Annotated in this window: 23 protein-coding genes; 10 read left to right on the forward strand and 13 right to left on the reverse strand. The window is 64.8% G+C overall.

The features are described from left to right. Positions 1-21 precede the first annotated feature (21 nt). The gene (locus AC3WR3_RS16445) at positions 22-654 is read left to right on the forward strand and encodes a LysE family translocator (RefSeq protein WP_139435193.1); all 633 of its coding nucleotides are present in this window, start codon (positions 22-24) and stop codon (positions 652-654) included. Positions 655-725: 71 nt separating this feature from the next. Here AC3WR3_RS16445 and AC3WR3_RS16450 read toward each other — a convergent pair whose 3' ends face one another. The 7 genes from AC3WR3_RS16450 to AC3WR3_RS16480 form a co-directional block, all read right to left on the reverse strand. Further along, the gene (locus AC3WR3_RS16450; protein WP_319917699.1) at positions 726-1,829 is read right to left on the reverse strand and encodes a beta-N-acetylglucosaminidase domain-containing protein; all 1,104 of its coding nucleotides are present in this window, start codon (positions 1,827-1,829) and stop codon (positions 726-728) included. 89 nt (positions 1,830-1,918) lie between these two features. Beyond that, the gene (locus AC3WR3_RS16455) at positions 1,919-3,646 is read right to left on the reverse strand and encodes a potassium/proton antiporter (RefSeq protein WP_139435189.1); all 1,728 of its coding nucleotides are present in this window, start codon (positions 3,644-3,646) and stop codon (positions 1,919-1,921) included. 269 nt (positions 3,647-3,915) lie between these two features. After that, complete coding sequence (locus AC3WR3_RS16460) at positions 3,916-4,062, reverse strand: hypothetical protein (RefSeq protein WP_005325762.1); 147 nt, start codon at positions 4,060-4,062, stop codon at positions 3,916-3,918. Next, positions 4,062-4,748 carry a M15 family metallopeptidase gene (locus AC3WR3_RS16465; protein WP_492292359.1) on the reverse strand — a complete coding sequence of 229 codons (687 nt, stop codon included), beginning with the start codon at positions 4,746-4,748 and terminating at the stop codon, positions 4,062-4,064. Before AC3WR3_RS16465 ends, AC3WR3_RS16460 begins: the two co-directional genes overlap by 1 nt. Then, a complete protein-coding gene (dapE, locus tag AC3WR3_RS16470; RefSeq protein WP_492292360.1) occupies positions 4,745-5,872 on the reverse strand; it encodes a succinyl-diaminopimelate desuccinylase in 1,128 nt (375 codons plus the stop codon). The genes AC3WR3_RS16465 and dapE overlap by 4 nt, the downstream gene beginning before the upstream one ends. A 22-nt stretch (positions 5,873-5,894) precedes the next feature. Continuing rightward, positions 5,895-6,245: an ArsC family reductase gene (locus AC3WR3_RS16475; RefSeq protein ID WP_319912827.1), complete on the reverse strand. Its 351-nt coding sequence runs from the start codon at positions 6,243-6,245 to the stop codon at positions 5,895-5,897. A 197-nt stretch (positions 6,246-6,442) separates the two neighbouring features. Further along, positions 6,443-6,757: a hypothetical protein gene (locus tag AC3WR3_RS16480; protein ID WP_162519153.1), complete on the reverse strand. Its 315-nt coding sequence runs from the start codon at positions 6,755-6,757 to the stop codon at positions 6,443-6,445. A gap of 284 nt (positions 6,758-7,041) precedes the next feature. Here AC3WR3_RS16480 and dcuC point away from each other — a divergent pair, with 284 nt between their 5' ends. After that, positions 7,042-8,418: a C4-dicarboxylate transporter DcuC gene (dcuC, locus tag AC3WR3_RS16485; RefSeq protein WP_492292362.1), complete on the forward strand. Its 1,377-nt coding sequence runs from the start codon at positions 7,042-7,044 to the stop codon at positions 8,416-8,418. Between the two features lie 82 nt (positions 8,419-8,500). After that, positions 8,501-9,640 (forward strand): M20 family metallopeptidase, encoded by a 1,140-nt coding sequence (locus AC3WR3_RS16490; protein ID WP_492292364.1) that lies wholly within the window; start codon positions 8,501-8,503, stop codon positions 9,638-9,640. Between the two features lie 70 nt (positions 9,641-9,710). Here the strand turns inward: AC3WR3_RS16490 and AC3WR3_RS16495 are convergent, their stop codons facing one another. From AC3WR3_RS16495 to AC3WR3_RS16505, 3 genes are all read right to left on the reverse strand, one after another. Continuing rightward, a complete protein-coding gene (locus tag AC3WR3_RS16495; protein WP_492292366.1) occupies positions 9,711-10,367 on the reverse strand; it encodes a Dph6-related ATP pyrophosphatase in 657 nt (218 codons plus the stop codon). 131 nt (positions 10,368-10,498) lie between these two features. Next, positions 10,499-11,842, reverse strand: coding sequence for an anaerobic C4-dicarboxylate transporter (locus AC3WR3_RS16500; protein ID WP_404838059.1), 1,344 nt, complete (start codon positions 11,840-11,842; stop codon positions 10,499-10,501). A gap of 298 nt (positions 11,843-12,140) precedes the next feature. After that, on the reverse strand, positions 12,141-12,749 hold the full coding sequence (locus AC3WR3_RS16505; RefSeq protein WP_492292368.1) for a TetR/AcrR family transcriptional regulator: 609 nt from the start codon (positions 12,747-12,749) through the stop codon (positions 12,141-12,143). A gap of 234 nt (positions 12,750-12,983) precedes the next feature. Between AC3WR3_RS16505 and AC3WR3_RS16510 the strand changes: the two genes are divergently transcribed. The 3 genes from AC3WR3_RS16510 to AC3WR3_RS16520 all read left to right on the forward strand — a co-directional run bounded on the left by AC3WR3_RS16510 (position 12,984) and on the right by AC3WR3_RS16520 (position 16,168). Next, positions 12,984-14,075: an alkene reductase gene (locus AC3WR3_RS16510; protein ID WP_492292370.1), complete on the forward strand. Its 1,092-nt coding sequence runs from the start codon at positions 12,984-12,986 to the stop codon at positions 14,073-14,075. Between the two features lie 116 nt (positions 14,076-14,191). After that, the gene (locus AC3WR3_RS16515) at positions 14,192-14,989 is read left to right on the forward strand and encodes an SDR family NAD(P)-dependent oxidoreductase (protein ID WP_492292372.1); all 798 of its coding nucleotides are present in this window, start codon (positions 14,192-14,194) and stop codon (positions 14,987-14,989) included. 174 nt (positions 14,990-15,163) lie between these two features. Further along, a complete protein-coding gene (locus AC3WR3_RS16520; RefSeq protein WP_492292374.1) occupies positions 15,164-16,168 on the forward strand; it encodes an NADP-dependent oxidoreductase in 1,005 nt (334 codons plus the stop codon). Between the two features lie 74 nt (positions 16,169-16,242). Here AC3WR3_RS16520 and asnS read toward each other — a convergent pair whose 3' ends face one another. Further along, positions 16,243-17,643, reverse strand: coding sequence for an asparagine--tRNA ligase (asnS, locus tag AC3WR3_RS16525; RefSeq protein ID WP_139435166.1), 1,401 nt, complete (start codon positions 17,641-17,643; stop codon positions 16,243-16,245). A gap of 199 nt (positions 17,644-17,842) precedes the next feature. Here asnS and AC3WR3_RS16530 point away from each other — a divergent pair, with 199 nt between their 5' ends. Next, the gene (locus AC3WR3_RS16530; RefSeq protein ID WP_247626885.1) at positions 17,843-18,187 is read left to right on the forward strand and encodes a hypothetical protein; all 345 of its coding nucleotides are present in this window, start codon (positions 17,843-17,845) and stop codon (positions 18,185-18,187) included. A gap of 123 nt (positions 18,188-18,310) precedes the next feature. Here the strand turns inward: AC3WR3_RS16530 and AC3WR3_RS16535 are convergent, their stop codons facing one another. After that, positions 18,311-19,132: a HAMP domain-containing protein gene (locus AC3WR3_RS16535; protein WP_492292376.1), complete on the reverse strand. Its 822-nt coding sequence runs from the start codon at positions 19,130-19,132 to the stop codon at positions 18,311-18,313. A gap of 135 nt (positions 19,133-19,267) precedes the next feature. Then, positions 19,268-20,542 carry an adenosylmethionine--8-amino-7-oxononanoate transaminase gene (bioA, locus tag AC3WR3_RS16540; RefSeq protein WP_492292378.1) on the reverse strand — a complete coding sequence of 425 codons (1,275 nt, stop codon included), beginning with the start codon at positions 20,540-20,542 and terminating at the stop codon, positions 19,268-19,270. A 191-nt stretch (positions 20,543-20,733) separates the two neighbouring features. Between bioA and bioB the strand changes: the two genes are divergently transcribed. From bioB to bioC, 3 genes are read left to right on the forward strand one after another with little or no spacing between them, the layout of a single operon-like run. Continuing rightward, the gene (gene bioB, locus AC3WR3_RS16545) at positions 20,734-21,822 is read left to right on the forward strand and encodes a biotin synthase BioB (protein ID WP_043131627.1); all 1,089 of its coding nucleotides are present in this window, start codon (positions 20,734-20,736) and stop codon (positions 21,820-21,822) included. Beyond that, positions 21,819-23,015: an 8-amino-7-oxononanoate synthase gene (gene bioF / locus AC3WR3_RS16550; protein WP_492292380.1), complete on the forward strand. Its 1,197-nt coding sequence runs from the start codon at positions 21,819-21,821 to the stop codon at positions 23,013-23,015. Before bioB ends, bioF begins: the two co-directional genes overlap by 4 nt. Continuing rightward, positions 23,005-23,808 carry a malonyl-ACP O-methyltransferase BioC gene (bioC, locus tag AC3WR3_RS16555; RefSeq protein WP_492292382.1) on the forward strand — a complete coding sequence of 268 codons (804 nt, stop codon included), beginning with the start codon at positions 23,005-23,007 and terminating at the stop codon, positions 23,806-23,808. Before bioF ends, bioC begins: the two co-directional genes overlap by 11 nt. The last annotated feature ends 56 nt before the right edge of the window (positions 23,809-23,864 follow it).

The following is a 23,864-nucleotide window of genomic DNA, read 5'->3' on the forward strand; positions in this document are numbered from 1 at the left end:
CTTGTTACCTGGAGGTGTAGTGTGTCTCACTGGATTGATCCCGCCATCTTGGCGCTCTTTATTCCCACGTTTTTCTTTGTCTCCGTGACCCCCGGCATGTGCATGACCCTGGCGATGACCCTGGGCATGAGTCTGGGGGTGCGCCGCACCCTGCACATGATGTGGGGGGAGCTCATCGGCGTCGGCCTGGTCTCGGTGCTCTCTGTGGTCGGGGTGGCGGCCGTCATGCTCAACTATCCGGCCCTGTTCTCGGCCTTCAAGTACGTGGGCGGCGCCTATCTGGTCTGGCTCGGCATCCAGATGTGGCAGGCCAAGGGCAAGATGGCGATTCCGGCGGATCTCTCCGCCGGCCAGGAGACCAAGCCGCTCGGGTTGGCGCTGCAGGGCTTCGTTACCGCCATCGCCAATCCCAAGGGGTGGGCCTTCATGGTCTCCCTGCTGCCCCCCTTCATCAATGCGGCCAAGCCGATGGCCCCCCAGATCAGCGCCCTGGTGGTGCTCATCCTGGTCATCGAGTTCTCCTGCCTGCTGCTCTATGCGAGCGGTGGCCGCACCCTGCGCCACTTCCTCGCCAAGAGCGGCAACGTCACCCTGATGAACCGCATCGCCGGCTCGCTCATGCTGTTTGTCGGCGTCTGGCTGGCCTTCGGCTGAGAGGATCGGAATGAAAAAGGCCACCTCCCTGCCGGGAGGTGGCCTTTTTCGTGGGTGGCTGACGGCCGGGGTCAGTCGGTGAGGCAGTCGGGATCGAACACGTATTCGCCGTCCAGCCAGCGCAGGATCTCGGCGACGCAGCCCTGATCCTGGAATGGCAGGTAGCGGGCCTTGAGGTGGGTCACCTGCTCAGGTGTCAGCTGGGCCAGCCCTATGTCCTGAAACAGCGGCAGGTCGGCCTCTATCATGGCGGAGATCTGCGGCCCGCAGGTGGCGTTGAGGGAGGCGTGCAGCGCCTGATCCGGATCGTACTGGCGGCCGAGCCGGTAACTCATGGGCAGGGTGGCGAGCGGCAGCACAGAGAGCGCCGCCTGCTTCATGGGATTGACCGCGTGACCGGCGGTGAGATCCGCGAGCTCCGCCGGGCGGTGCTCGAAGGCGCGCAGGTGCAGGAAGCTGCTCGCCTTGCTGCCGTCATTGACCGGGTAGTTGTCCCACAGGAACGGCTTGCGGTGCAGCCAGTCGGCGGCCTGCCTGAGGTGGGCCGCCGGGTACTCGGTGGAGCAGACCCTGGGGCCGGTCCAGAAGATGTCGAAGCGCTTGTCCAGCCCCTGGCCCAGATCCGTCAGATAGTGGGGGGGCATGGCGCCGAACACCTTCTCCAGCACGGGATCCGTCGAGTAGTAGCTGGGGCAGAAGATGAGACGGCTGGCGCGGGTGTGGGCCGCGATGTCGTGGGCTATGGTGAGCTGCCAGTGGGCGAGATCCGGGGTATCCCCCTTCATGTCGTCAAACAGCACCGCCAATATGTCGGGCTGGAGCGCCTCCTCGATGAGGCGCACCTTCTCGAGCAGGGCCGGGCGCTTGTGGGCGTAGTCGTGATGGGCGCCCATGGGGCTCAACCCCACACCGAAGGCGAGGCCGTTCTCCCGGCACTGCCGGGCCAGCTGGCGCAGGTGGTCGAGCTGCTCCCTCGGCCAGGGCTCGGCCCAGTGCTTGCGCAGGTAGCCGTCTTCCTTGGGGGCATAGAGGTAGAAGCCGTAGCCATGGCGGGGCAGCCACTGGGCGTAGCGGGCGCGGGCCTCCCAGCTCCAGCCCTTGCCGAAGAACCCCTCGATCAGCCCCAGTCGGGGGGAGGGAGGATAGAGACCAGACAACTGGGTTTGATAAGGCATGGGTCACTCCCTTCTCGCCGGGCGCCGGTTCACCGTCTTGGCGGGAACGGGCGCCGAGTATGTGTATTGAACAGGGTCCGGCTTGCGTCCTAGACCGGATCTTCTTCCAGGAAGCGTACCCCTATCTTGCGAGGCTCACCCTCTTCCATCTCCGCCACCGTCCAGAGCAGGCCCTGCCAGGCGACGTGGTCACCCACTACCAGATTATCGCCCAACTGATGGGCAATGAAATCGCCGAGCGTCTGATCCGCCACCTCGCTCACATCCAGCCCGTAGAGCGGGGCGAGATCCACCAGCCTGGCGGTCGCCTCCAGCAGGAAGTCACCGAAGAAGCGCGGGCCCAGATCCTGCTCAGGCGCCTGGCTGAACAGCTGGCCGAGGGCGGGCAGATCGCGCTCGTGGCCGATGACGCAGAGGATGTCGTCCGACTGCAGGCAGGTACTGCCCGAGGGGTGCAACAGCTCCTGGCCGCGGAACAGGGCGCAGATGCGGGTACCCTGGGGCATGCGCAGCTCCCGCAGGGGGGAGCCGATGCACCACTTCTCGGCGCTCAGGCGATAGACGAAGGTCTCCCACTGGCTGTCGAGATCGATCTCGAGCCCGGAGCGGTTGATGGGGGACGGCGGCGCCGGCACCTCCACCCGCGCCAGCCTGGAGGCCAGCGGCAGCGAGCTGCCCTGCAGGATGAGGGAGACCAGCACCACGAAGAAGGCGACATTGAAGTAGAGCTGGGCGTTGGGCAACCCAGCCATCATGGGGAAGACCGCCAGTATGATGGGCACGGCGCCACGCAGGCCGACCCAGGAGATGAACCAGCGCTCCCGGGGGGCGAAGTTCTTGAACGGCAGCAGGCCTATCCATACCGACACCGGGCGGGCAAACAGTATCATCCACATGGCCAGCGCCAGCGCCGGCACGGCGATGGGCAGCAGATTGCTCGGGGTGGCGAGCAGCCCCAGCACCAGGAACATGCCGATCTGGCTTAGCCAGGTCAGGCCGTCCAGCACCGACAAGGTGGTGCTGCGGCTGCGCAGGGAGAGGTTGCCGAGCAACAGGCCGGTGAGGTAGATGGCGAGGATGCCGCTGCCCCCCACGGCCGTGGTGAGGGCGAAGATGAGCAGGCCGCCGCTGACGGTGAGCAGCGGATAGAGCCCGGGGGCCAGGCGGGCCGTGTTGATGAGCCGCCACAGCAGCCAGCCCCCGGCTAGGCCTATGCCGGCGCCCAGGCCAAACTGCTTGATGAGTTGCAGCAGCAGGAAGCCGGCGTCCAGCCCCTGCTGGGCGGTGGCCAGCACCTCTATCAGGGTGACGGTGAGAAAGACCGCCATGGGATCGTTGCTGCCGGACTCTATCTCCAGGGTGGCGCTGACCCGCTCGTTGAGGCTGCGCCCGCCGAGCAGGGAGAACACAGCCGCCGCATCGGTGGAGCCGACGATGGCGCCGATCAGCATCCCCTGCATCAGGTTCAGATCAAACAGCCAGGCGGCGGCCAGCCCGGTCAGGCCTGTGGTGATGGCCACCCCGACGGTGGCAAGCGACAGGGCGGGCCAGAGTGCGACCCGAAAGGAGGAGACCCGAGTGCGCATGCCGCCATCCAGCAATATGATGGCGAGCGCCAGGTTGCCCACCAGGTAGGCGACAGAGTAGTCGGCGAAGTGGATGCCACCGGGGCCATCCTCACCGGCCAGCATGCCGACGGCGAGGAAGATGACCAGGATGGGGATGCCGACCCGGGACGAGAGCGCACTTAACAGGACACTGGCTCCCACCAACAAGGCACCGATAAAAAAGAAACTGTTGATGGTGGTGGCATCCAATGGCGAACTCCTTATAGCGGACGGCAAAACAGGCACATTATATGCAGATTGCACCCCTTTGTGTGGCTTAATTGTGCATCGATTTGCAGTTTTTTACGGTTGTTGTGCTGTTTTTAAGCAGCAGACGCGAGGCTAAAGAGGGGCGAGAAAGAGGGGGGCGGGAGTGGCAATCGGTGCCCATTTTCAGGGGCTGGGGCCGGGGTGTCAGCAGGCTGGCATCGAGCCCGGCAAGGGGGAGCAGGAGCGCCATCGGGCTCCTGCGGGGGAGGTCAGTCGTCCTCGTCGTCCTTGACTTCCCGGATCTTGTCCCTGTATTTCGGCAACTGCTTTTCGAGCTGTTTCATGTCCTTGATGGCATTGAGAAACAGGCCGAGCAGAAACAGCAGCGGCAGGCCTATCCATAACCACAGACTCATCAGATTCTCCTTTCGGTGTGACCGGCAGTGACATAACGGGCCAGGATCTCGTCGAGATGGGACAGTATGCACGCCTTGCCTTCAATATCCGCCTGTTGCAGGCAAAGCGCCAGCGCATCCGGATCCAGCCGCTGTTCAGCGGACTCCAGGGCGAAGCTGATGTGCCAGGGCTCGTAGGCGACCCCCTGAGCCGCGTCCAGCTGTTTGGCATAGGGCAGGAAGAAACCGAAGTCGTTCATGTGATCCCCGAGCCACTCGCCGAGATCGGCAAACCAGCCTCCCGCCTCGTACTCCCAGGGCTCCAGCGTCAGCCTGGTACCTGCGGGCAGGCAGTCGGGATCATAGATGTCGAGATCCGTGCCCCAGTGGTGGCGGCTGGTGCCCGGCAGGGCGCTCCAACGCAGTATGGCGTGCAGCCGTTCGGTCTCGCCCAGCTGCAGCGCATCCAGCGGCCGGTTGTTCGCATCCAGCAGGGGCAGCTCCCCGCGCCACTTACCATTCCAGATGGCGAGCTGGCGCTCGAAGCTGCGCCAGCTGGAAGCGGCCTGCAGGTTGAACCCCTCATGGGCGGCCGCCACCTGCATGTCGTTGAAGGCCGCCGCGGTGGCGGCGGTCAGACGGTGGGGGCCGCGCCCCACCAGGATGAGGTGGCTCTCGTCGAGCCCAAGCAGTTGATCCTGGGTCATGCCAGCAAGTGCTCCAGCACCCCTTGGTACATGTCCGCCAGCAGATCCAGATCCTCCGCCTTCACGCACTCGTTCACCTTGTGGATGGTGGCGTTGACCGGGCCCAGCTCGATCACCTCGGCCCCGGTGGGGGCGATAAAGCGCCCATCGGACGTTCCCCCCGTGGTGAGCAGGGCAGGCTGCTGACCGTTGACCGCCGCCACGGCGGCGACTGTGGCCTCCAGCAGGGCGCCGGTGTCGGTCAGGAAGGGCTGGCCGGAGAGGGTCCACTTCAGCTCGAAGTCCAGACCGTGACGGGTCAGCAGCGCCTCGACCCGCTCGCGGATGTCGAGATCGGTGAGCTCTGTGCTGAAACGGAAGTTGAACTGCACCTGCAATTCGCCGGGGATGACGTTGGAGGCACCGGTGCCAGCCTGGATGTTGGCTATCTGGAAGCTGGTGGGGGGGAAGTAGGCGTTGCCCTCGTCCCAGACGGTGGCGGCGAGTTCCGCCAGGGCCGGCGCCGCCTTGTGGATGGGGTTGTCCGCCAGATGAGGGTAAGCCACGTGACCCTGTACCCCGCGCACCAGCAGATCGCCGGTGATGGAGCCGCGGCGGCCGTTCTTCACCACGTCCCCCACCAGGTTGGTGGAGGAGGGCTCGCCGACGATGCACCAGCGGATCTTCTCGTTGCGCGCCTCCAGGGTGTCGATGACGCGCACCGTGCCATTGATGAAGGGACCCTCTTCATCCGAGGTGATGAGGAAGGCGATTGAGCCCTTGTGGTCCGGATGCTTGGCCACGAAGCGCTCGGTGGCCACCACCATGGCGGCGAGGGACCCCTTCATGTCGGCGGCGCCGCGGCCATGGAGCATGCCGTCCTTGATGGTCGGCTCGAACGGCGGGGTGTGCCACTTCTCCAGCGGGCCGGCGGGCACCACGTCGGTGTGGCCGGCGAAGCAGAACAACGGCCCCTCGCTGCCACGGCGGGCCCAGAGGTTGGTGGTGTCTTCGAACACCATGGGCTCGATGACGAACCCGAGGCGTGCGAGGCGCTCCGCCATCAGGGTCTGGCACCCTTCGTCCAGCGGGGTAACTGAGGGGCGGCGGATCAGATCCTTGGCCAGTGCGATGACATCCGACATCGGCGTTCCTTAACAGAAATGTTTAACGAGAGAAGAGGGATTGGTAGTGGTCTGCCTTGAACCCCAGGGTCAGCTCGCCATCACGATCCAGCAACGGGCGCTTGATCATGGCGGGGTGCTCCAGCAGCAGGGCACGGGCTTTGGCGCCGTCCAGCCCTTGCTTGACCTCCTCCGGCAGGGCGCGGAAGGTGGTGCCTCGGGTGTTGAGCAGGGCTTCCCAGCCCAGCTGGGCCAGCCAGCCGTCCAGCCGGGCAGGCTCGAGGCCGTCGGCCCTGTGATCGTGAAAGCGATAGTCGATGCCAGCCTCGTCCAGCCACTTGCGGGCCTTCTTGATGGTGTCGCAGTTCTTGATGCCATAGAGGGTGGTGGCCATGGGAGATCCTATATCTGCGGGCCCGGGGCCCTGAAATCCGAACGTGAAATCATGCAAGGGCCCGATTCTGGCATTGTGGCCCAGCCATGGCAACGCTCATGGCCGGGCTGGCTGGTTTTACCAGCGGGGAGGGGGAGAAAAAGCGAGGGGCCAGATAGCCAAAACGCGCCTGGGGCGCGTCTTGGGGGAAGGGGCTATCAGTGCAGGGTGGTCCACTGGTGGTCGAAGACCCGGGCCCGCTCCCAGGGCGCATCCGGCAGGCTGGAGGAGAGGCCGGTGTATTTGCCCACGTCGTCCACCACGATGGCGGAGAGGATCGGCAGGTTGTTTTCGGTGCAGTACATGCGGATGCGTTGCAGCAGGGTGCGCAGCTCATCCTGGCACTGTTCCAGCCCGGCCTGCCTGGCCAGCTTGGAATAACGAATGGTGGTGCGTTCCTTTGCAGACTCGACGAGGATGTCCCACAGCTTGTAGTCGCAGGTAGAGACACCTGCGGTGGCTTGGCTTGTCATAACTCTCTCCGGTGCGAAATGGTCGCTCTGTATCGACGGGCATCTTGGCCAGTTCACCCCTGACGGGCGTTGATCCAACGCAAAAAAAGTGGAGGTTGTTGGCCAGGATCTCATGCAGGGCATTCTAGTGGGTCGGGACTGGATTGATGTACCAATTTTATTTGATTTATCAAAATTTAATGCTGCCTTTTGTCATTCAAGCCACTTTTATTGATAGGGATCAAGGGGAAAGGAGGTGCTCGCCACTAGATTTCGATCCTCGATAATCTTATCAGGAGCGCACTTTGGAACTCTTATTCGTCTTGCTCGTGCTGATGGCCGTGGTCTACGGCATCGTCAAGGATTACAACCCGCAGGCGGTGCTGGCGCTGGCAGGCATGGCCATCTTCGCGGTGGCCTACTGGCTGGGGTTGCACCCCATACTGCCTGCCGACAAGAGCACGGGGTTCGCCCTGTTCGACCTGTTCGAGGTGTTCAAGGGGATCTTCTCCTACCGGGCGGCGGGGCTCGGCCTCACCATCATGGCGGTGGCGGGCTTTGCCACCTACATGTCCCATATCGGCGCCTCCCAGTCCCTGGTGCGGGTGGCGGTCAAGCCGGTGGCGGGCATCCGGTCCAGCTACCTGATGCTGGCCATCTGCTACCTGGTGGCGGTGTTCGTGTCGCTGTTCGTCACCTCCGCCACCGGCCTCGGCCTGCTCTTGATGGTCACCATGTACCCTGTGATGCGCAACCTCGGCATCAGCCCGGCGTCGGCCTGCGGCGTCATCGCCACCTCCCAGGCGTTTGAAATCGGTCCGACCCAGACCAACGCCATCTTCTCGGCCGGTCAGTCCGGAATGGATCCCGCCAGCTACTTCGTCGACTACCAGATCTGGCTGGTGGCCCCCATGCTGCTGGTGACCATGGTGCTGCACTTCTTCTGGCAGCGTCACTGCGATCGCCAGGATGGCTGGGATCCCGCCCTGCACCGGGGCGATCCGGCCGAGCTGGACGAGCAGGGGAAGGAGGAGGTGCCGGCGCCGACCTGGTATGCCCTGCTGCCCATCATCCCCTTCGTGCTGATGATGACCTTCTCCAAGCTCCTGGTGACCACCATCAGCGTCAGCGTGGAGGTGGCCATGCTGCTGTCGGTCTTCATCGGCATGCTGTGCGAGCTGCTGCGCACCCGCTCGGTGCGTACCGCCATGGCCGGACTGTCGAGCTTCCTCGACGGCATGGGTAAGGTGTTTGGCCCCGTGGTGGCGCTCATCGTCTGTGCCGAGCTGTTTGCCGAGTCCCTCAAGGCCATCGGCGCCATCGACACCCTGCTGCACTCTGCCAGCAATGCCGGGATCGGCAGCGGCCTGATGACCCTGGTGATGGTGGGGCTCATCATGGTGGCGGCCGTCATCATGGGCTCAGGCAACGCGGCCTTCCTGAGCTTCTCCACCCTGGCCCCCGCGGTGGCGGCCAAGTTCGGCGTGCCGGCGGTGACCATGCTGCTGCCGATGCAGCTCGCCTCCAGCATAGGCCGCACCGTCTCCCCCATAGCGGCTGTGCTCATCGCCTGCGCGGGGATCGCCAAGGTCTCCCCCTTCGTGGTGGTCAAGCGCACCTGCGTCCCCATGGCCGGTGCCCTGGTGACGGCGCTGCTGCTCAACTATCTGCTGTTTATGTAATGGCGGGGCGGGTGGCCAGGCTGCCCGCTCCATTCACTCTGCGCAAGGGCGAGGCCCGACCTTTTGCCCTTTGGAGACGATGATGACAGATCCTCGCAACGCTTTTTCTCTGGACGCCTATCTGGCGGATCTGGCCCCCCTCATCAACCTGGATTGCGGCACCCGCACCCCGGCCGGGGTGGCTCGGGTGGCCGACATCATGACCGAAAAATACGAGGCCATTGGCTGGCAGGTGAGCCGCCACCAGTTTGCCGCCGAGTGCGGCCCCTGCCTCGAGGCAACCAATGCCCCGGGGGCGGATCACTATGACGTCATGCTGGTGGGCCACATGGATACCGTCTTCCCCGAGGGGACGGCGGCCAAACGCCCGCTGACAGTCGAAGGCAATCAGGCCTTCGGCCCCGGTGTCTCTGACATGAAGAGCGGCCTGCTCTCCACCTGGTATGCCTTGAAGGGGATGGACCCGGCCGTGCTGGCCAAGCTCAAGGTGCTGGTCTGCTGCAACTGCGACGAGGAGATTGGCTCCCCCTGGTCGAAGGATTGGCTGGTCGAGCGAGCCAAGCAGAGTGGCTGCGTGCTGGTGGCCGAGGCGGCCCGTCCGAGCGGGGATCTCATCAGCGCCCGCAAGGGCAACGCCAAGTACCGCATCCGCTTCCACGGCAAGGCCTCCCACGCGGGCTCGGCCCTGGCCGAGGGTATCTCCGCCATTACCGAGCTCGCCCATTGGGTGCTGGCCATCAACGAGCAGGTGAACCTGGAGACGGGCACCACCATGAACGTAGGGGTGGTGCAGGGGGGCACCGGCGTCAACGTGGTGCCGGACTTCGCCGAGGCGATCGTGGATCTGCGCTTCTGGCGTAACGAAGAGGCGCAGGCGGTGCATGACCGGCTCACCTTTATGGCCAAGAATCCTTTCCTTGCGGGTTGCCGGGTCGAGGTGGATCGCCAGAGCTTCAAGCCAGCGATGCGCCCGAGTGGCGACACTGAGGCGTTGATGGCGTTGGTGGAGGCGGCAGCCAAAGAGGAGGGGATCCCCTTCAACTGGCTGGAGGCCGGTGGCGGCTCGGATGCCAACTTCACCGCCGCCGCGGGGGTGCCGTCCCTGGATGGCTTCGGCCCCATGGGGGGCGGTTTCCACTCGGAGGCCGAGTTCCTGCTGCTCGACAGCATAGCGCCGCGCATTCGCCTGCTGCAGCGGGTGCTGGGCAAGCTGGCCAGATAGGCTGGCGTGAGAGGCAAGCAAAACGGGAGGCGATCGCCTCCCGTTTTTTATGTGCCGCCTTAGTGAGGCGTCATCCCTCGTCCTCCAGCAAATAGGCCAGATGATCCTGGCGCGCCACCTGCCAGCCATCGAGGCGCAGCGGGGCGGCAAAGCCCGGGCCGTCGGTCACCATGGTGTGGTACTCCCCCTGCTCGCCGCAGGCATCGAACCCTTCACGCTCGGCCAGTTGCTGCAACTCGGTCAGGGTGGCCGCATCCAGCACTCGCCCGGCCCATGCCGGCGCCAGCACCCGGGTATCGACGCAGGAGAGGTGGGCGACGATGCCGCGGGCCAGCATATCCGCCAGCAGCGCCTCGCGAGATTGCTGCCAGAGCGGGGTGTGGACGGCGAGCCCGAGCGGCTGGCAGCGTTCGCGGATCCAGTTTGGCGCGCCCCCCACGCTGTCGATGTCGCCGGTGACCACACCATCCAGGGCCCACTCCTGCTGCAGGCGGCTCAGCGCCGTCTCATAGCTCTGCTCGAACGGCGCCTCTATGGTGACCAGCAGATGGGGCAGCCCGAGGGCCGCCGCCTGACGGCGCACCAGCGGCAAGGGGTGAGCGAGAAAGCGGGGCTCTGGCGGCGCAAAGGTGGCCAGGGCCACCACCTGATGACCCGCATCGCGGGCATGACAGAGGGCCTGCATGGCATCTTTGCCACCGCTCCAGAGCAGGATGACGCGAGACATGGGGTTGATTCCAATCATGAAAGATGAGGCATGCTACCGAGCCGGCGGGTTCTTGGCAAAGCGGGAGGGCGGGAAAGGCAACGGGCCCGCGAAGGGGCCCGTTGGGGATGGCGCGGCGAACGCCGTCTGGATCACAGCAAGATGGTGGTCAGCACATACCCCAGGGCGCAGGAGCTGCTGACCCCGATCAGCCCAGGAATGATGAAGCTGTGGTTGATGATGAACTTGCCGATGCGGGTGGTGCCGGAGCGGTCGAAACCGATACAGGCCAGATCGCTCGGGTAGGTCGGCAGCACGAAGTAGCCGTAGCTCGCCGGCAGGAAGGCGATCAGCAGTTTCGGCTCCACCCCCAGCGCCAGACCCATGGGGGCGATGGCGGTGAGCGCGGCGGCCTGGCTGTTCACCAGCTTGGAGATGAGGAAGAGCACCAGGGCATAGGTCCAGGGCTGGGCCTGTACCACGTGGGCCAGGGTTTCCTTGAGCAGCGGCATGTGGGCCTGGAAGAAGGTCTCGCTCATCCATGCAACCCCGAACACGGAGAAGATGGCGACCATGCCGGCCTTGAAGACGGCGCCGTTGGAGATATCGCCCGGCTTGACCTTGCAGCGCATCAGGATGATGGCGCCTGCGATCAGCATCATCATCTGGATCACCAGGTTCATGGAGAGGGGGCCGGTCTTGTCCTTGATGGTGAACACAGGACGCAGACCTTCGTTGGCACCGAGCAAGACCACGGCGGCGATGGCGGCGAAGAAGATCCAGGTAGACCAGTAGGCCTCTTTCGGGAACTTGGTGTTGAGCAGGGTTTCACCGCCGCCGTAGACGAAGGCGCGCTGCTCCGGATCCTTGATCTTGGCCTGGAACTCCTCGTCCTTGTCCAGATCCTTGCCGCGGCGCAGGCTCCACAGGGCCGCCATGACCACACCCGTGAGAGAGGAGGGGATGGCGATCATCAGGATGTCGAGCAGGCCGTAGGCCTGACCTATGCCGTGACCGGCCGCCAGAATGGAGACCATGGAGACCACGGCAACGGAGACCGGGGAGGCGCAGATCGCCATCTGGGAGGCAACGGATGCCACCGCCATGGGGCGCTCGGGACGGATGTTCTTCTGCAGCGCTATGTCGGCGATGATGGGGAACATGGTGTAGACCACGTGGCCGGTACCGCACAGGAAGGTGAGGGTCCAGGTGGTGAGCGGCGCCAGTATGGTGATGTATTGCGGGTGACGGCGCAGCAGGCGCTCGGCCACCTGCATCATCAGGTTGAGGCCACCGGCGGTCTGCAGGGTGGCGGCGCAGCCGATCACCGCCAGTATGGTCAGCATCACCTGAACAGGCGGCTCCCCTGGCACCAGGCCGAACACGAAGGTCAGCAGGAACAGACCTATGCCGCTGATGAGACCCAGTCCCATGCCCCCAAAGCGGGTACCCAGCAGCAAGCAGCCGAGCACCACCAAAAATTCCATCAAGATCATTCCATTACCTCGTGTGATTGAATCCATGTCCGCACTGGCCCTGGGGCCCGGGAGCATCTGTTGTGGTTATTTGCCCCTAAAGGGTTAGTGGGTATTCTGGCACCCCTAAAGGGGTAAAAAATTGAGGTGGTTCAATAACAGACCCTTTTCCGATTTAAGTGCATAAAAACTATGGATATGCCCTTGAACAGGGGGGATCGGGGAATGACAGGCAGGGGAAGAGGGGATGGATCCGAGGACCGGGAAGGGATGAAGGGGGTCGCAGGCCGGCGCCGGCCTGCGAGTCTGGATGACCGGCTCAAGCGTCCCGGTTTGGCTCGGCGCTGGCCGCCTCTTCGCAAGAGGCAATCTGCGACAGCAGGGATGCGCGGCAGGCAGCCAGGATCTCATCGGCCAATGGCGACTCGTCCGGACAGGCCCGTGACAGCATGATGGCACCGATCATCTGTGCCATCAGCGCTATCCCCTTGGCGCGATGGGCCTGGGTCTCCTCTGTATCCGGCGTGTCGTGCAGGCCACAGGTGCGGGCCAGCATCTCTTCAATGCCGGCCTCGAAGGCAGCCTTGACCTGGGGCGGTTGCCGCGCCGCATCGGCGCACAGCGCGGCCATGATGCAGCCATCCCCCGGGGCATCGCGGTGCTCTCTGGAGAGGTAGTGCCTGACAAACTCGGGGCTAGCCAGAGCACTGGTTTTCTCCAGACTCTGTTCAAAGCCGCAGGCGGCGGCCTCCGCCATCAGATCCGCCTTGGCGGTGAAGTGCTTGTAGAAACCGCCGTGAGTGAAGCCGGCCGCCGCCATCAGATCTGCCACTCCCACGCCATCGTAACCCCGCTCGCGAAACAGCCTGGCTGCGGTGGCGACTATGTGTGCCCGGTTTGCCTGAGCCTGTGCCTTGGTGACCCTCATACCCGGTCCTCCTCTGAATCATGGAAGTGGTGAACACTATACATTGATGTTGGTCATCATCAAAATGCTTGACTGAAAAGATTATGATCGTCATCTTTAATGGGCAGACCCCGGGAAGGGGTTGAACGCCCTGACCCTGGATTGACCCTTGCAGCCCCCGAGCCTGGCGGCGCCATGTCGGGATACGGACTACCTTCCTTCCCAGACCCATGTTCCACACGACAGAGGCACGCCATGACAGACAAGAGACTCTTCGAGGCCTATTCCCTTGGCCCCATCACCCTCGCCAACCGCATCGTGATGGCGCCACTCACCCGCAACCGTGCCGGCCCCGGCCTGGTCCCGAGCGAGCATGCCGCCACCTATTACAGCCAGCGGGCCACGGCGGGTCTGCTGATCGCCGAGGCGACCCAGGTCTCGGCCCAGGCGCAGGGCTACCAGGATACCCCCGGCCTCTACACGGCGGCGCAGATTGCGGGCTGGCGCAAGGTGACCGATGCGGTGCATGCCAGGGGCGGTCGTATCTTCGTGCAGTTGTGGCACGTCGGCCGCGTCTCCCACGTCGCGCTGCAACCCGATGGCGCGGCGCCGGTGGCCCCTTCGGCAATTCGCGCCCAGACCAAGACCTTCGTCAACAATGAGTTCGTCGAGGTGTCTATGCCCCGTGCATTGGCACTGGAGGAGCTCCCCGGCATCGTCGACGACTTTCGTCAGGCGGCTGCCAACGCCATGGCGGCGGGCTTTGACGGGGTCGAGATCCACGGTGCCAACGGCTATCTGCTGGAGCAGTTTCTCAAGGATGGCGCCAACCTGCGTACCGACGGCTATGGCGGCTCCATCGAGAACCGCGCGCGGCTGCTGCTCGAGGTCACCGCCGCCGTGGCCAAGGAGATCGGGGCCGATCGCACCGGGGTCCGGATCTCCCCCGTCTCACCGGCCAATGGCATCTCCTGCAGCGATCCCCAGCCGCAGTACGACTATCTCGTCGAGCGGCTCAGTGCGCTGGGCGTCGTCTATCTGCACGTGATCGAGGGCGCCACCGGCGGCCCCCGGGATGTCGCCCCTTTCGACTTCGCCTCCCTGCGTCGGCGCTTCAAGCAGACCTATCTGGCCAATAACGGCTATGACCTGACGCTGGCCCGCAGTGCGCTGGCCCAGGGCAAGGCGGACTTGTTTGCCTTCGGTCGCCCCTTTATCAGCAATCCGGATCTGGTCGAGCGCCTGCAGCAAGGCGCCCCGCTCGCCGCGCTCAGACCCGAGACCCTCTATGGCGGCGGCGCCGAGGGCTACATCGACTACCCGGCCCTGGCGGGTGCCGGCGAGTAAACGGACATGGGCAGGGGGCGTCATAGCAGGTCCCCTGTCGACACAGCTCCATCGGCCGTTGAGTGCCTGGCGCGACATCCATCCCGGTTCAAAACGATCACAGAGAGAATGACATCATGACCATTAAACCCAGAGTGCTTATCACCGGTGCCTCCAGCGGCATTGGCGCCACCTATGCGGACCGCTTCGCCCGGCGCGGCCACGATCTGGTGCTCGTCGCCCGCGACGAGTTGCGGCTGACGGCACTGGCCGGCCGCCTGCGCCAGGCGTACGGCGTCGCCGTTGACATCCTGCCTGCCGACCTCACTCAATCCCGGGAGCTGGCCGCCGTGGAGGCCCGGTTACGGGAAGATGCCAGCATCGGCATCCTGATCAACAACGCAGGGGCGGGTCAGGTGGGCCACTTCCTCGCCCAGACCGCCAGCAGCGTCGAGCAACTGGTGACTCTGAACACCACGGCGCTGGCACGTCTGGCGGCCGCCATAGCCCCGCGACTGGTGCAAGCCGGAGAGGGGGCCATAGTGAACATCGGCTCCGTGGTCGGGCTCGCACCCGAATTTGGCATGACGCTCTATGGCGCGACCAAGGCCTTCGTGCTGTTCCTCTCCCAGGGGATGAGCCTGGAGCTCGCTCCCGCCGGGGTCTATGTGCAGGCGGTGCTGCCCGCCGGCACGCGCACCGAGATCTGGGCACGCTCCGGCATCGATCCCGACAGCTTGCCGGAGTTGATGGAGGTGGAGGAGCTGGTGGACGCGGCCCTGGTCGGTTTCGGTCGCCGGGAAGTGGTCACCATACCGCCGCTGCATGAGGCCAGTCGCTGGGATGAGCTCGATGGCGCGCGCAAGGCGCTGCTCTCCGACCTTCGGCAGGCCCATGCCGCCGAACGCTATCAGGTTGCGCCTCAGGGCCGCTGATCCCGGCAACAAGACCGGCGGTCTGCTGGGGACGGCGCCACGCCCAACCCGCAGTTCTCTCTCCAGACCGCCTCTTTTATCCTCGCGATGAGGACGTGCCTGACCTGTGCCGCTGCCCTGTGTGGGACAGGGCGGTTTGCCTGGTTCGGTCACCTCACGCTTTCTGGTAACAAGATGATGAAAGCCTTTGTGTTCAGACACTATGGTCGCTCGGCGCGGCCCGAGTTCGCCGAGCTGCCGCACCCGACCATGGGGCCGGACGAGATCCTGGTCAAGGTGCATGCCGTCGGCCTCAATCCCATCGACAACATGATCCCGCGAGGCACCTTCAAACCCCTGCTCAAGTTTGAGCTGCCCGCCGTGCTCGGCAGCGATCTGGCCGGTGTGGTGGTGGAGGTCGGCAGCCGGGTGACGCGGTTTCGGCCGGGGGATGCCGTCTATGCCAGCCTCTTCGATCTGGGGCGCGGCGCCCTGGCGCAATGGGTTGTAGTACCCGAACACGCGGCGGCCCTCAAACCGGCCAGCCTCGACTTCGTTCAGGCGGCGTCCATTCCCATGGTGGCGCTGACGGCCTGGCAGGCCTTCACCGAGCAGGCCCCGCTCGCGCCGGGTCAGAGGGTGTTCATTCCCTCGGGTTCCGGCGGCATAGGCTCCTTTGCCATTCAACTGGCCAGGCACCTGGGGGCCTTGGTCGCGACCTCCACCAGCACGGCGAACGCCGAGTGGGTAGGGCAGCTGGGGGCCGAGGTGGTGATCGACTACAGACGGCAGGCGTTCGATGCGCTATTGCAGGGTTATGATCTGGTGCTGGGGACCTTGCGGGGCGACGCGATCGAGCGGTCACTGTCGATCCTCCGGCCGGGGGGGCGGCTCCTGTCGCTGGTCGGCCCGCCTGATGCGGCCTTTGCGCGGGCGAGAAACATGAATGTCATCATGACCGCCCTGTTTGGCCTGATGAGCTGGAAGATCCACCGTCTTGCCCGGCGACGGGGTATTACCTACGGCATGATGTTCGTGCGTCCGGATGGTGCCCAGCTGACCCGGATTGCCGCGCTGCTCGACGAGGGCAAGCTCAGGCCCGTGATCGACAGGGTCTTTCCGTTTGAACAGGTCGGCGAGGCGCTCGCCTATCTGGCGACCGGCCGCGCAAAGGGCAAGGTGGTCGTCAGCCTGGCGTAGGTGCAGGGCGACGGCAAAGAACAAAAAAAGCCGACCCAAGGGTCGGCTTTTTGCGATTCGCGTGCTGTCCGCGATTAGAACTCGGCGGTGCGAGGGGTACGCGGGAAGGGGATGACGTCGCGCACGTTGCCCATGCCGGTCACATAGACCACCAGGCGCTCGAAGCCCAGGCCGAAGCCGGAGTGCGGCACTGTGCCGTAGCGACGCAGGTCGCGATACCACCAGTAATCTTCCTTGTTCAGGCCCATCTCGGCCAGACGGGCATCCAGCACCTCGAGACGCTCCTCACGCTGGGAGCCACCGATGATCTCGCCGATCCCCGGGGCCAGCACGTCCATGGCGGCGACTGTCTTGCCGTCGTCGTTGAGGCGCATGTAGAAGGCCTTGATGTCTTTCGGGTAGTTCTTCACCACCACAGGAGACTTGAAGTGCTCCTCGGCCAGATAGCGCTCGTGCTCGGAGGAGAGATCGATACCCCAGGAGACCGGGAACTCGAACTTCTTGCCGCAGTTCTTCAGCACTTCGATGGCGTCGGTGTAGTCAATCTGGGCGAAGTCGGAGGCGACGAAGCGCTCCAGACGGTCGATGGCATCCTTGTCGATGTGCTGGGCGAAGAACTCCAGATCGTCGCGGCGCTCGGTCAGCACGGCGTTGAAAACGTACTTCAGCATGGCTTCGGCCAGGGCGGCGTTGTCTTCCAGGTTGGCGAAGGCCACTTCCGGCTCCACCATCCAGAACTCGGCCAGATGGCGGCTGGTGTTGGAGTTTTCGGCGCGGAAGGTCGGCCCGAAGGTGTAGACCTTGGACAGCGCGCAGGCATAGGTCTCGACGTTGAGCTGGCCGGAGACGGTCAGGAAGGTCTCCTTACCGAAGAAGTCCTTGTCGTAATCCACCTTGCCTTCGGGGGTGCGCGGCAGGTTTTCCATGTCCAGGGTGGAGACGCGGAACATCTCGCCGGCCCCTTCGGTGTCGGAGGCGGTGATGAGCGGCGCGGCAATCCACAGATAACCTTCTTCGTGGAAGAAGCGGTGAATGGCCTGGGCCAGGCAGTTGCGCACCCGGGTCACGGCGCCGACCACGTTGGTACGGGCACGCAGGTGACCCTGCTCGCGCAGGTATTCGATGCTGTGGCGCTTGGCAGACATGGGGTAGGTGTCCGGGTCTTCGACCCAGCCCACGACCTTGACGTCGGAGGCCTGCAGCTCGAAGGCCTGGCCGCTGCCCTGGGAAGCCACGACCACACCGGTCACTTCCACTGAGCAGGCGGTGGTCAGACGCAGCACTTCATTCTCGTAATTGGCCAGGGTATTGGGGACGACGGCCTGTACCGGATGGAAACAGGAGCCATCGGATATGGCCAAAAATGAGATCCCCGCCTTGGAATCGCGGCGGGTCCGGATCCACCCTTTCACTGTCTGGGTGGTGCCAACCGCATACTTACCGGTCAGCACATCTACTACGGATGCGTGCGTCATCGAAATATTGTCTCCAGCTTGTTCTTGCAGCGCTATTTGCAACACTAGGGGTCTGGCCCGGGCATGAGTGGCCCACCATGGCAGACTAAGCCGTTAATCTTACCCGCGCGGGTTTGATAAACAAGCAAAAATGTCGGACCCTTGCGGGGTTTTCCCCATGAATCTTGCATGGATCCGGTCGGTTGGGCAGGGGGTGAGAGTGAAGGAACGCAGGCGGGGGCCGGATGGCTGGATACGGGTTCTCCAGGGGCTGGTGATCCTCTGCTGGAGCGGCTTTATCGTCCTGCTCTCCCTTTACCACTTCGCCAGGCCGCAGACGGCCTACGGTTTTCTGGTCTATGGCGGGGTCAAGGTGCGCCAGGAGTGGGATCCCGCCCTCACCCCCTGGCTGGTGCACGGGCTCTGGGGTTGCTGCCTGCTGACCCTGGTGGTGCTGGCGCTGGAGCACAGGCGCAGCCGACGGCAAGAGGATGCCCTGCACGTCAATCTATTCATCCTGCTGCTGATCCTGGCCGCCAGCCTGCTGTTTTACTACCTGGCGTGATCCGCCGGCTTCTCCTCCTGGGACGAGCGCGCTGGAGCACAGGCGCAGCCGACGGCAAGAGGATGCCCTGCACGTCAATCTGTTCCTTCTGCTGCTGATCCTGGCCGCCAGCCTGCTGTTTTATTACCTGACGTGATCCGCCGGCTTCTCGTCCTGGGACGAGGGGGCAGGGCGCTTGCCGAGCTGGCGCTCCACGCTGTCGAGCATCTGGTTGTAGGCGAGGGCCACCCGGCCTATCTCGTCCCCTTCATCGCCCTCCAGCCGGTGACCGAAGTCGTGCAGGTCGGTGGCCTCCTCCATGGAGCGGGTCAGCTGGTTGAGGGGGCGGACTATCCAGGTGCGTATGACCCAGAGGGTGAGCAGCAGCCCCAGCCCGAAGATGAGGGTGAGGCTCAGGGCCGAGGTGAGAATGTTCTGCTCGACCCGGGTAAAGAGGGTGTCGAGGGAGTAGTCAAAGCGCACCGCCCCCAGCACCGTATTCTCCGGCACCTGGTGACAGCTGGTGCAGTCGGTGCCGCGAAAATCCTTCTTGGCCAGCAGGGGGCGGGTCACCACCAGCTTGCTGTGGGTGCCGTCGTGCACCACCTCCAGGCTCCCCTTGCCCGCCAGGGCCAGGGCATCGAATCTGTCCTTGGGGGCCTCGCTGTCGCGGCTAGGCCCATACTGCTTGTTGACCGGCGCTCCGCGCACTATGCGGGCATCTTCCACGTGGGCGTGATCGAGAAACTTGGCGCGCAGGGTGTCGCGGGCCTCCATCTTGCCAGTCAGCATCAGCATGTTGAGGCCGTCGAAATAGGCCTCGGTCTGCTCGCGGCTCTGCTCCTTGATGAGGGTCAGGATGAGGTCGCGCTCGCGCACCGCCTGATAGGCCGCGGAAAACACCAATACCATGGAGAAGATGAAGAGCAGGAAGAAATTGATCTTGGCAGTGATGGAGAGGCGCATGGGAAAGGTACATCTGTTGGGTAAAACCCGCGCAGTCTACTCCCCTCGCCTGGCGGGTTCTGGTGTCTCGCTCACATTCTGATGAAAAAGATCCAAAAGGCCCTGCATTCTCATGCAGAGCCTATTCATCGAGACTCAGAATTCACCGCTGGCGATGGCCTCATGGATGGCCCGGGTCAGCACCCGCAGCTCCTCGGGGCTGATGACGAAGGGGGGCATCAGGTAGATGAGCTTGCCGAACGGGCGGATCCAGGCTCCCAGCGACACGAACTTGCGCTGGATGCGCGCCACGTCCACCCGCTCCTTCATCTCCACCACACCGATGGCGCCGAGTACCCGCACGTCGGCCACCGCAGGATGCAGGGTCAGCTGTACCAGCTCGGTGCGCAGCTGATGTTCGATGGCCCGCACCCGTTCCTGCCAGGGTGAGGCCAGCAGCAGTTCGATGGAGGCGTTGGCCACCGCGCAGGCCAGCGGATTGCCCATAAAGGTGGGGCCGTGCATAAAGACGCCGGCCTTGCCGTCACAGATGGTGCGTGCAACCTGCTCGGTAGTCAGGGTGGCCGACAGCGTCAGGTAGCCGCCGGTGAGCGCCTTGCCAAGGCACATGATGTCGGGACTGATCCCCGCCCAGTCGCAGGCAAACAGCTGGCCGGTGCGGCCAAAGCCGGTGGCGATCTCGTCGGCGATCAGCAGCAAACCGAACTCGTCGCACAGGGCGCGCACCCACTGCAGGTAGCGGGGGTGATAGAAGCGCATGCCACCCGCCCCCTGCACTATGGGCTCCAGCACGATGGCAGCGATTTCCTCATGGTGGTCCGCCACCAGGGTCGCCAGCTCCACCACGCAGCTCTCGTCCCACTCTGCGTGGAAGCGGCAGCTGGGGGCGGTCACGAAATGGTGCTCCGGCAGGAAGCCCTTGTAGAGCTCGTGCATGCCGCCATCCGGATCGCAGACGCTCATGGCACCGAAGGTGTCACCGTGATAGCCGCCCCGCAGGGAGACGAACCTGGCGCGGGGCGTACCCCTGGCGTGCCAGTACTGCTGGGCCATCTTGAGCGCCACCTCCACCGCCACCGAGCCGGAATCCGCCAGAAAGACCCGATCCAGACCGGCCGGGGTGATCTCCACCAGCTTGCGGCACAGCGCCACCGCAGGAGCGTGGGTCAGGCCGCCAAACATCACGTGGGACATCTTGCCGAGCTGGGCGGTGGCGGCCGCGTCGAGCTCCGGCACCTGATAACCGTGGACGCAGGCCCACCAGGAGCTCATGCCATCCACCAGCTCGCGGCCGTCGCTGAGGGTGAGGGTCACCCCCTTGGCGCTGGCCACTTCATAGCAGGGCAGGGGATGGGTGAGGGAGGTATAGGGGTGCCAGATGTGGTGCAGGTCGAATTCTTGGTTGGTCATTTTGTGTTCTGTTGTCAATTGGTTTGATCTGGTCGGTGTTGACAGTCTACGCGCGCTCTCTACACTAGCCAACAATTTCAGCCACTTGGCGCCAGTCCTCACCGCGAGTAGGTCGGCCGGTGGCGGCTTTTGCGGTCCTTCATCCCAGGATGGCGGCGCAGGATCCCACTTATAACAACTGGAAGCCATGTATGAATGCTCTCACCCTGGGCGGCCACGCCCTTCGTCACGACTGGACCCTCGCCGAGGTCCAGGCCTTGTTTGCCCTGCCATTCAACGATCTGCTGTTCCAGGCTCAGACGGTACACCGCGCCCATTTCGACCCGAACGAGGTGCAAGTGAGCACCTTGCTCTCCATCAAGACCGGCGCCTGCCCGGAGGATTGCAAATACTGCCCCCAGAGCGCCCGCTACCACACCGGGCTCGAGACCGAGCGGCTGATGGAGGTGGAGAAAGTGCTGGAGCGGGCCCGCGAGGCCAAGGCCAACGGCTCGTCGCGCTTCTGCATGGGGGCCGCCTGGCGCAACCCCAAGGAGAGGGACATGCCCTATATCCTGCGCATGGTCGAGGAGGTACGCGGGCTGGGGATGGAGACCTGCATGACCTTGGGGATGCTGACCGCGGATCAGGCGGCGCGCCTGGGTGCCGCCGGGCTTGATTACTACAACCACAACCTCGACACCTCGCCGGAGTTCTACGGCGACATCATCACCACCCGCACCTATCAGGACCGCCTGGACACCCTGGAGCACGTGCGCGGCGCCGGCATGAAGGTCTGCTCCGGCGGCATCGTCGGCATGGGGGAGCAGGCAAAGGATCGGGCGGGCCTTTTGATGGCGCTGGCCAACCTGCCCCGCCACCCGGAGAGCGTGCCCATCAACATGCTGGTCAAGGTGAAGGGGACGCCCATGGAAAACCAGGAGAATCTGGACCCGTTCGAGTTTATCCGCACCATAGCCGTGGCGCGCATCATGATGCCCGCCTCCCACGTGCGTCTCTCCGCCGGGCGGGAGAAGATGAACGAGCAGATGCAGGCCATGTGCTTTATGGCGGGTGCCAACTCCATCTTCTACGGCTGCAAGCTGCTGACGACCCCGAACCCGGACGAGAACAGCGACATGCAGCTGTTCAAGCGCCTCGGCATCCGCCCCGCCCAGCGGGCCCAGAAGCCGGATCAGGTGCAGGAAGAGGAGCTGCTGGCCGAGGTGAGCCGCCAGAGCGAGCCGAGCGAGCTCTTCTACGATGCCACCCGTTCCCGCGCAGGTGCCGTCCGTCCATGACTTCCCCTGTTGTCACCGGCCCCTTTGCGCTGGGGGAGGCCCTGGCCGAACGTGAGCAGGCCGCCCTGCTGCGCCGACGCACCCCTGTGGATGTGGCGAGCGGCGGGCGGATCCGGGTGGTGGGGCGCGACTACCTCAACCTCTCTGCCAACGACTACCTGGGGCTCGCCGATCATCCCGCCATCAAGGCCGCCTTCAACGAGGGGATCGACCGCTATGGCGCGGGCGCCGGCGCCTCGCCCCTGGTGACTGGTTACAGCCGCGCCCACCAACAGCTGGAAGAGACCTTGGCAGAGTGGCTCGGGGTGGAGGCTGTGCTGCTGTTCAACAGCGGTTTTTCTGCCAATCAGGCGGTGCTCAAGGCCCTGCTCGGCAAGGAGCACCTGCTGTGGCAGGACAGGCTCAACCACGCCTCCCTGCAGGAGATGGGCAGCCAGCTGCCCTGCAGGATGAAGCGCTTCGGCCACAACGACATGGCCGCGCTCGCGCGTCAGCTTGAGCCAAACCGGGGCCTGATCGTCTCGGAGGGGGTGTTCAGCATGGACGGGGATCAGGCGCCCTGGACTGAACTCGCGACATTGGCAGCCCAGAGCGGCAACTGGCTGATGATCGACGATGCCCATGGCCTCGGGGTGCTGGGCCCTGAGGGGCGCGGCACCCTGGCGGCGCAGGGGGTTGCTCCCGCCAGCGTGCATATCCAGATGGGCACCTTTGGCAAGGCGCTCGGGGTGGCCGGGGCCTTCGTGGGGGGCAGCCGCGAGCTGGTGGAGTACCTGGTCAACTTTGCCCGCCACTATGTCTACAGCACCCATATGCCGGCGGCGCAGGCTTGCGCGGTGAGCAAGAGTATCGAGCTGGTGCGCAGGGCCGACGAGGCTCGCGCCCATCTTCGTTCGCTCATCGCCCGCTTCCGGCAGGGGGCCAGCCAGCTCGGCTGGACACTCGGCGCGAGCGAGACCCCGATCCAGCCGCTGCTGGTGGGGGAGAGTACACCCGCGCTGGCCCTGAGCGAGCGGCTGCGGGAGCGCGGTGTCTGGGTGAGCGCCATTCGCCCGCCCACTGTGCCGGTCGGCACGGCGCGCCTTCGCATCACCCTGAGTGCCGCCCACCGCGAGCAGGATGTGGATCGCCTGCTCGCGGCCCTGGGTCCCTGCCCATCCAGTGTTCAGGGAGGAGGCGCCCATGCTACATGAGCGTTTCCAGCAGGTCGACAAGGCCCAGCTCGCCCGCCGCTTCGGGGCCGCGGCCCGTCACTACGACGCCCACGCCCGCTTCCAGCAGGAGGTGGGGCAGGCGCTGCTGGTGCGCATGGGCGAAGGGAGTATGAAAGAGATGCGCCCGGGGGCCGGGCTGGATCTGGGCTGCGGCACCGGCTTCTTCCTGCCCGCGCTGGCGGGTCGTTGCCAGCAGTTGCACGGGCTGGATCTCGCCCCCGGCATGCTGGCGCAGGCCGCCCTGCGTGGCAGCGGCGCCCGGCTGGTGTGCGGCGATGCGGAGGCGCTGCCCTTCGCGGATCAGAGCCTGGACTGGGTCTTCTCCAGCCTGGCCCTGCAGTGGTGCGAGCGCCCGGCCCAGGCGTTTGCCGAGATCCACCGGGTGCTCAAGCCCGGTGGTCAGATCTTCTTCTCGACCCTGCTGGCCGGGTCGCTTTGGCAGTTGCGCGAGGCCTGGGGTGCCGTCGACGGGCATGCCCACGTCAACCGCTTCCTCGCCCTGTCCCAGTTGCAGCAGGCCATTGGCGCCGCGGGTTTCCAGGCGCCTGAGCTGACCTCTGTCACCTGGTCCCTCGCCTATATGGAGCTCAACGACTTGCTGCGGGATCTCAAGGGCATAGGGGCCAGCCAGGTCAATGACGACAGGGCTGCGGGGCTGGGCAACCGCCAGCGCCTGAAACGTCTCGGGGAAGCCTATGAGCGCCACCGCCAGCCCGACGGCCTGCTGGCCGCCAGCTATGAGGTCTGTCTCGGGCGCCTTGTCCGCCGCTGACCGGCTGCGGGAACACGCGTTTTTGCCTTGGGCCGGGCGAGGTTCGCCGCCCGGCA

This window comes from Aeromonas sp. EU05-FHT14A05, from assembly GCF_058791175.1.

Bases quoted from the DNA above. Each gene is read 5' to 3' on its own strand.
- AC3WR3_RS16450 (WP_319917699.1), bottom strand. From the start codon at position 1,829: ATGCCTTATCAAACCCAGTTGTCTGGTCTCTATCCTCCCTCCCCCCGA.
- AC3WR3_RS16460 (WP_005325762.1), bottom strand. From the start codon at position 4,062: ATGAGTCTGTGGTTATGGATAGGCCTGCCGCTGCTGTTTCTGCTCGGC.
- AC3WR3_RS16465 (WP_492292359.1), bottom strand. From the start codon at position 4,748: ATGACCCAGGATCAACTGCTTGGGCTCGACGAGAGCCACCTCATCCTG.
- dapE (WP_492292360.1), bottom strand. From the start codon at position 5,872: ATGTCGGATGTCATCGCACTGGCCAAGGATCTGATCCGCCGCCCCTCA.
- AC3WR3_RS16475 (WP_319912827.1), bottom strand. From the start codon at position 6,245: ATGGCCACCACCCTCTATGGCATCAAGAACTGCGACACCATCAAGAAG.
- AC3WR3_RS16480 (WP_162519153.1), bottom strand. From the start codon at position 6,757: ATGACAAGCCAAGCCACCGCAGGTGTCTCTACCTGCGACTACAAGCTG.
- AC3WR3_RS16490 (WP_492292364.1), top strand. From the start codon at position 8,501: ATGACAGATCCTCGCAACGCTTTTTCTCTGGACGCCTATCTGGCGGAT.
- AC3WR3_RS16495 (WP_492292366.1), bottom strand. From the start codon at position 10,367: ATGTCTCGCGTCATCCTGCTCTGGAGCGGTGGCAAAGATGCCATGCAG.
- AC3WR3_RS16500 (WP_404838059.1), bottom strand. From the start codon at position 11,842: ATGATCTTGATGGAATTTTTGGTGGTGCTCGGCTGCTTGCTGCTGGGT.
- AC3WR3_RS16505 (WP_492292368.1), bottom strand. From the start codon at position 12,749: ATGAGGGTCACCAAGGCACAGGCTCAGGCAAACCGGGCACACATAGTC.
- AC3WR3_RS16510 (WP_492292370.1), top strand. From the start codon at position 12,984: ATGACAGACAAGAGACTCTTCGAGGCCTATTCCCTTGGCCCCATCACC.
- AC3WR3_RS16515 (WP_492292372.1), top strand. From the start codon at position 14,192: ATGACCATTAAACCCAGAGTGCTTATCACCGGTGCCTCCAGCGGCATT.
- AC3WR3_RS16520 (WP_492292374.1), top strand. From the start codon at position 15,164: ATGATGAAAGCCTTTGTGTTCAGACACTATGGTCGCTCGGCGCGGCCC.
- asnS (WP_139435166.1), bottom strand. From the start codon at position 17,643: ATGACGCACGCATCCGTAGTAGATGTGCTGACCGGTAAGTATGCGGTT.
- AC3WR3_RS16535 (WP_492292376.1), bottom strand. From the start codon at position 19,132: ATGCGCCTCTCCATCACTGCCAAGATCAATTTCTTCCTGCTCTTCATC.
- bioA (WP_492292378.1), bottom strand. From the start codon at position 20,542: ATGACCAACCAAGAATTCGACCTGCACCACATCTGGCACCCCTATACC.
- bioB (WP_043131627.1), top strand. From the start codon at position 20,734: ATGAATGCTCTCACCCTGGGCGGCCACGCCCTTCGTCACGACTGGACC.
- bioF (WP_492292380.1), top strand. From the start codon at position 21,819: ATGACTTCCCCTGTTGTCACCGGCCCCTTTGCGCTGGGGGAGGCCCTG.
- bioC (WP_492292382.1), top strand. From the start codon at position 23,005: ATGCTACATGAGCGTTTCCAGCAGGTCGACAAGGCCCAGCTCGCCCGC.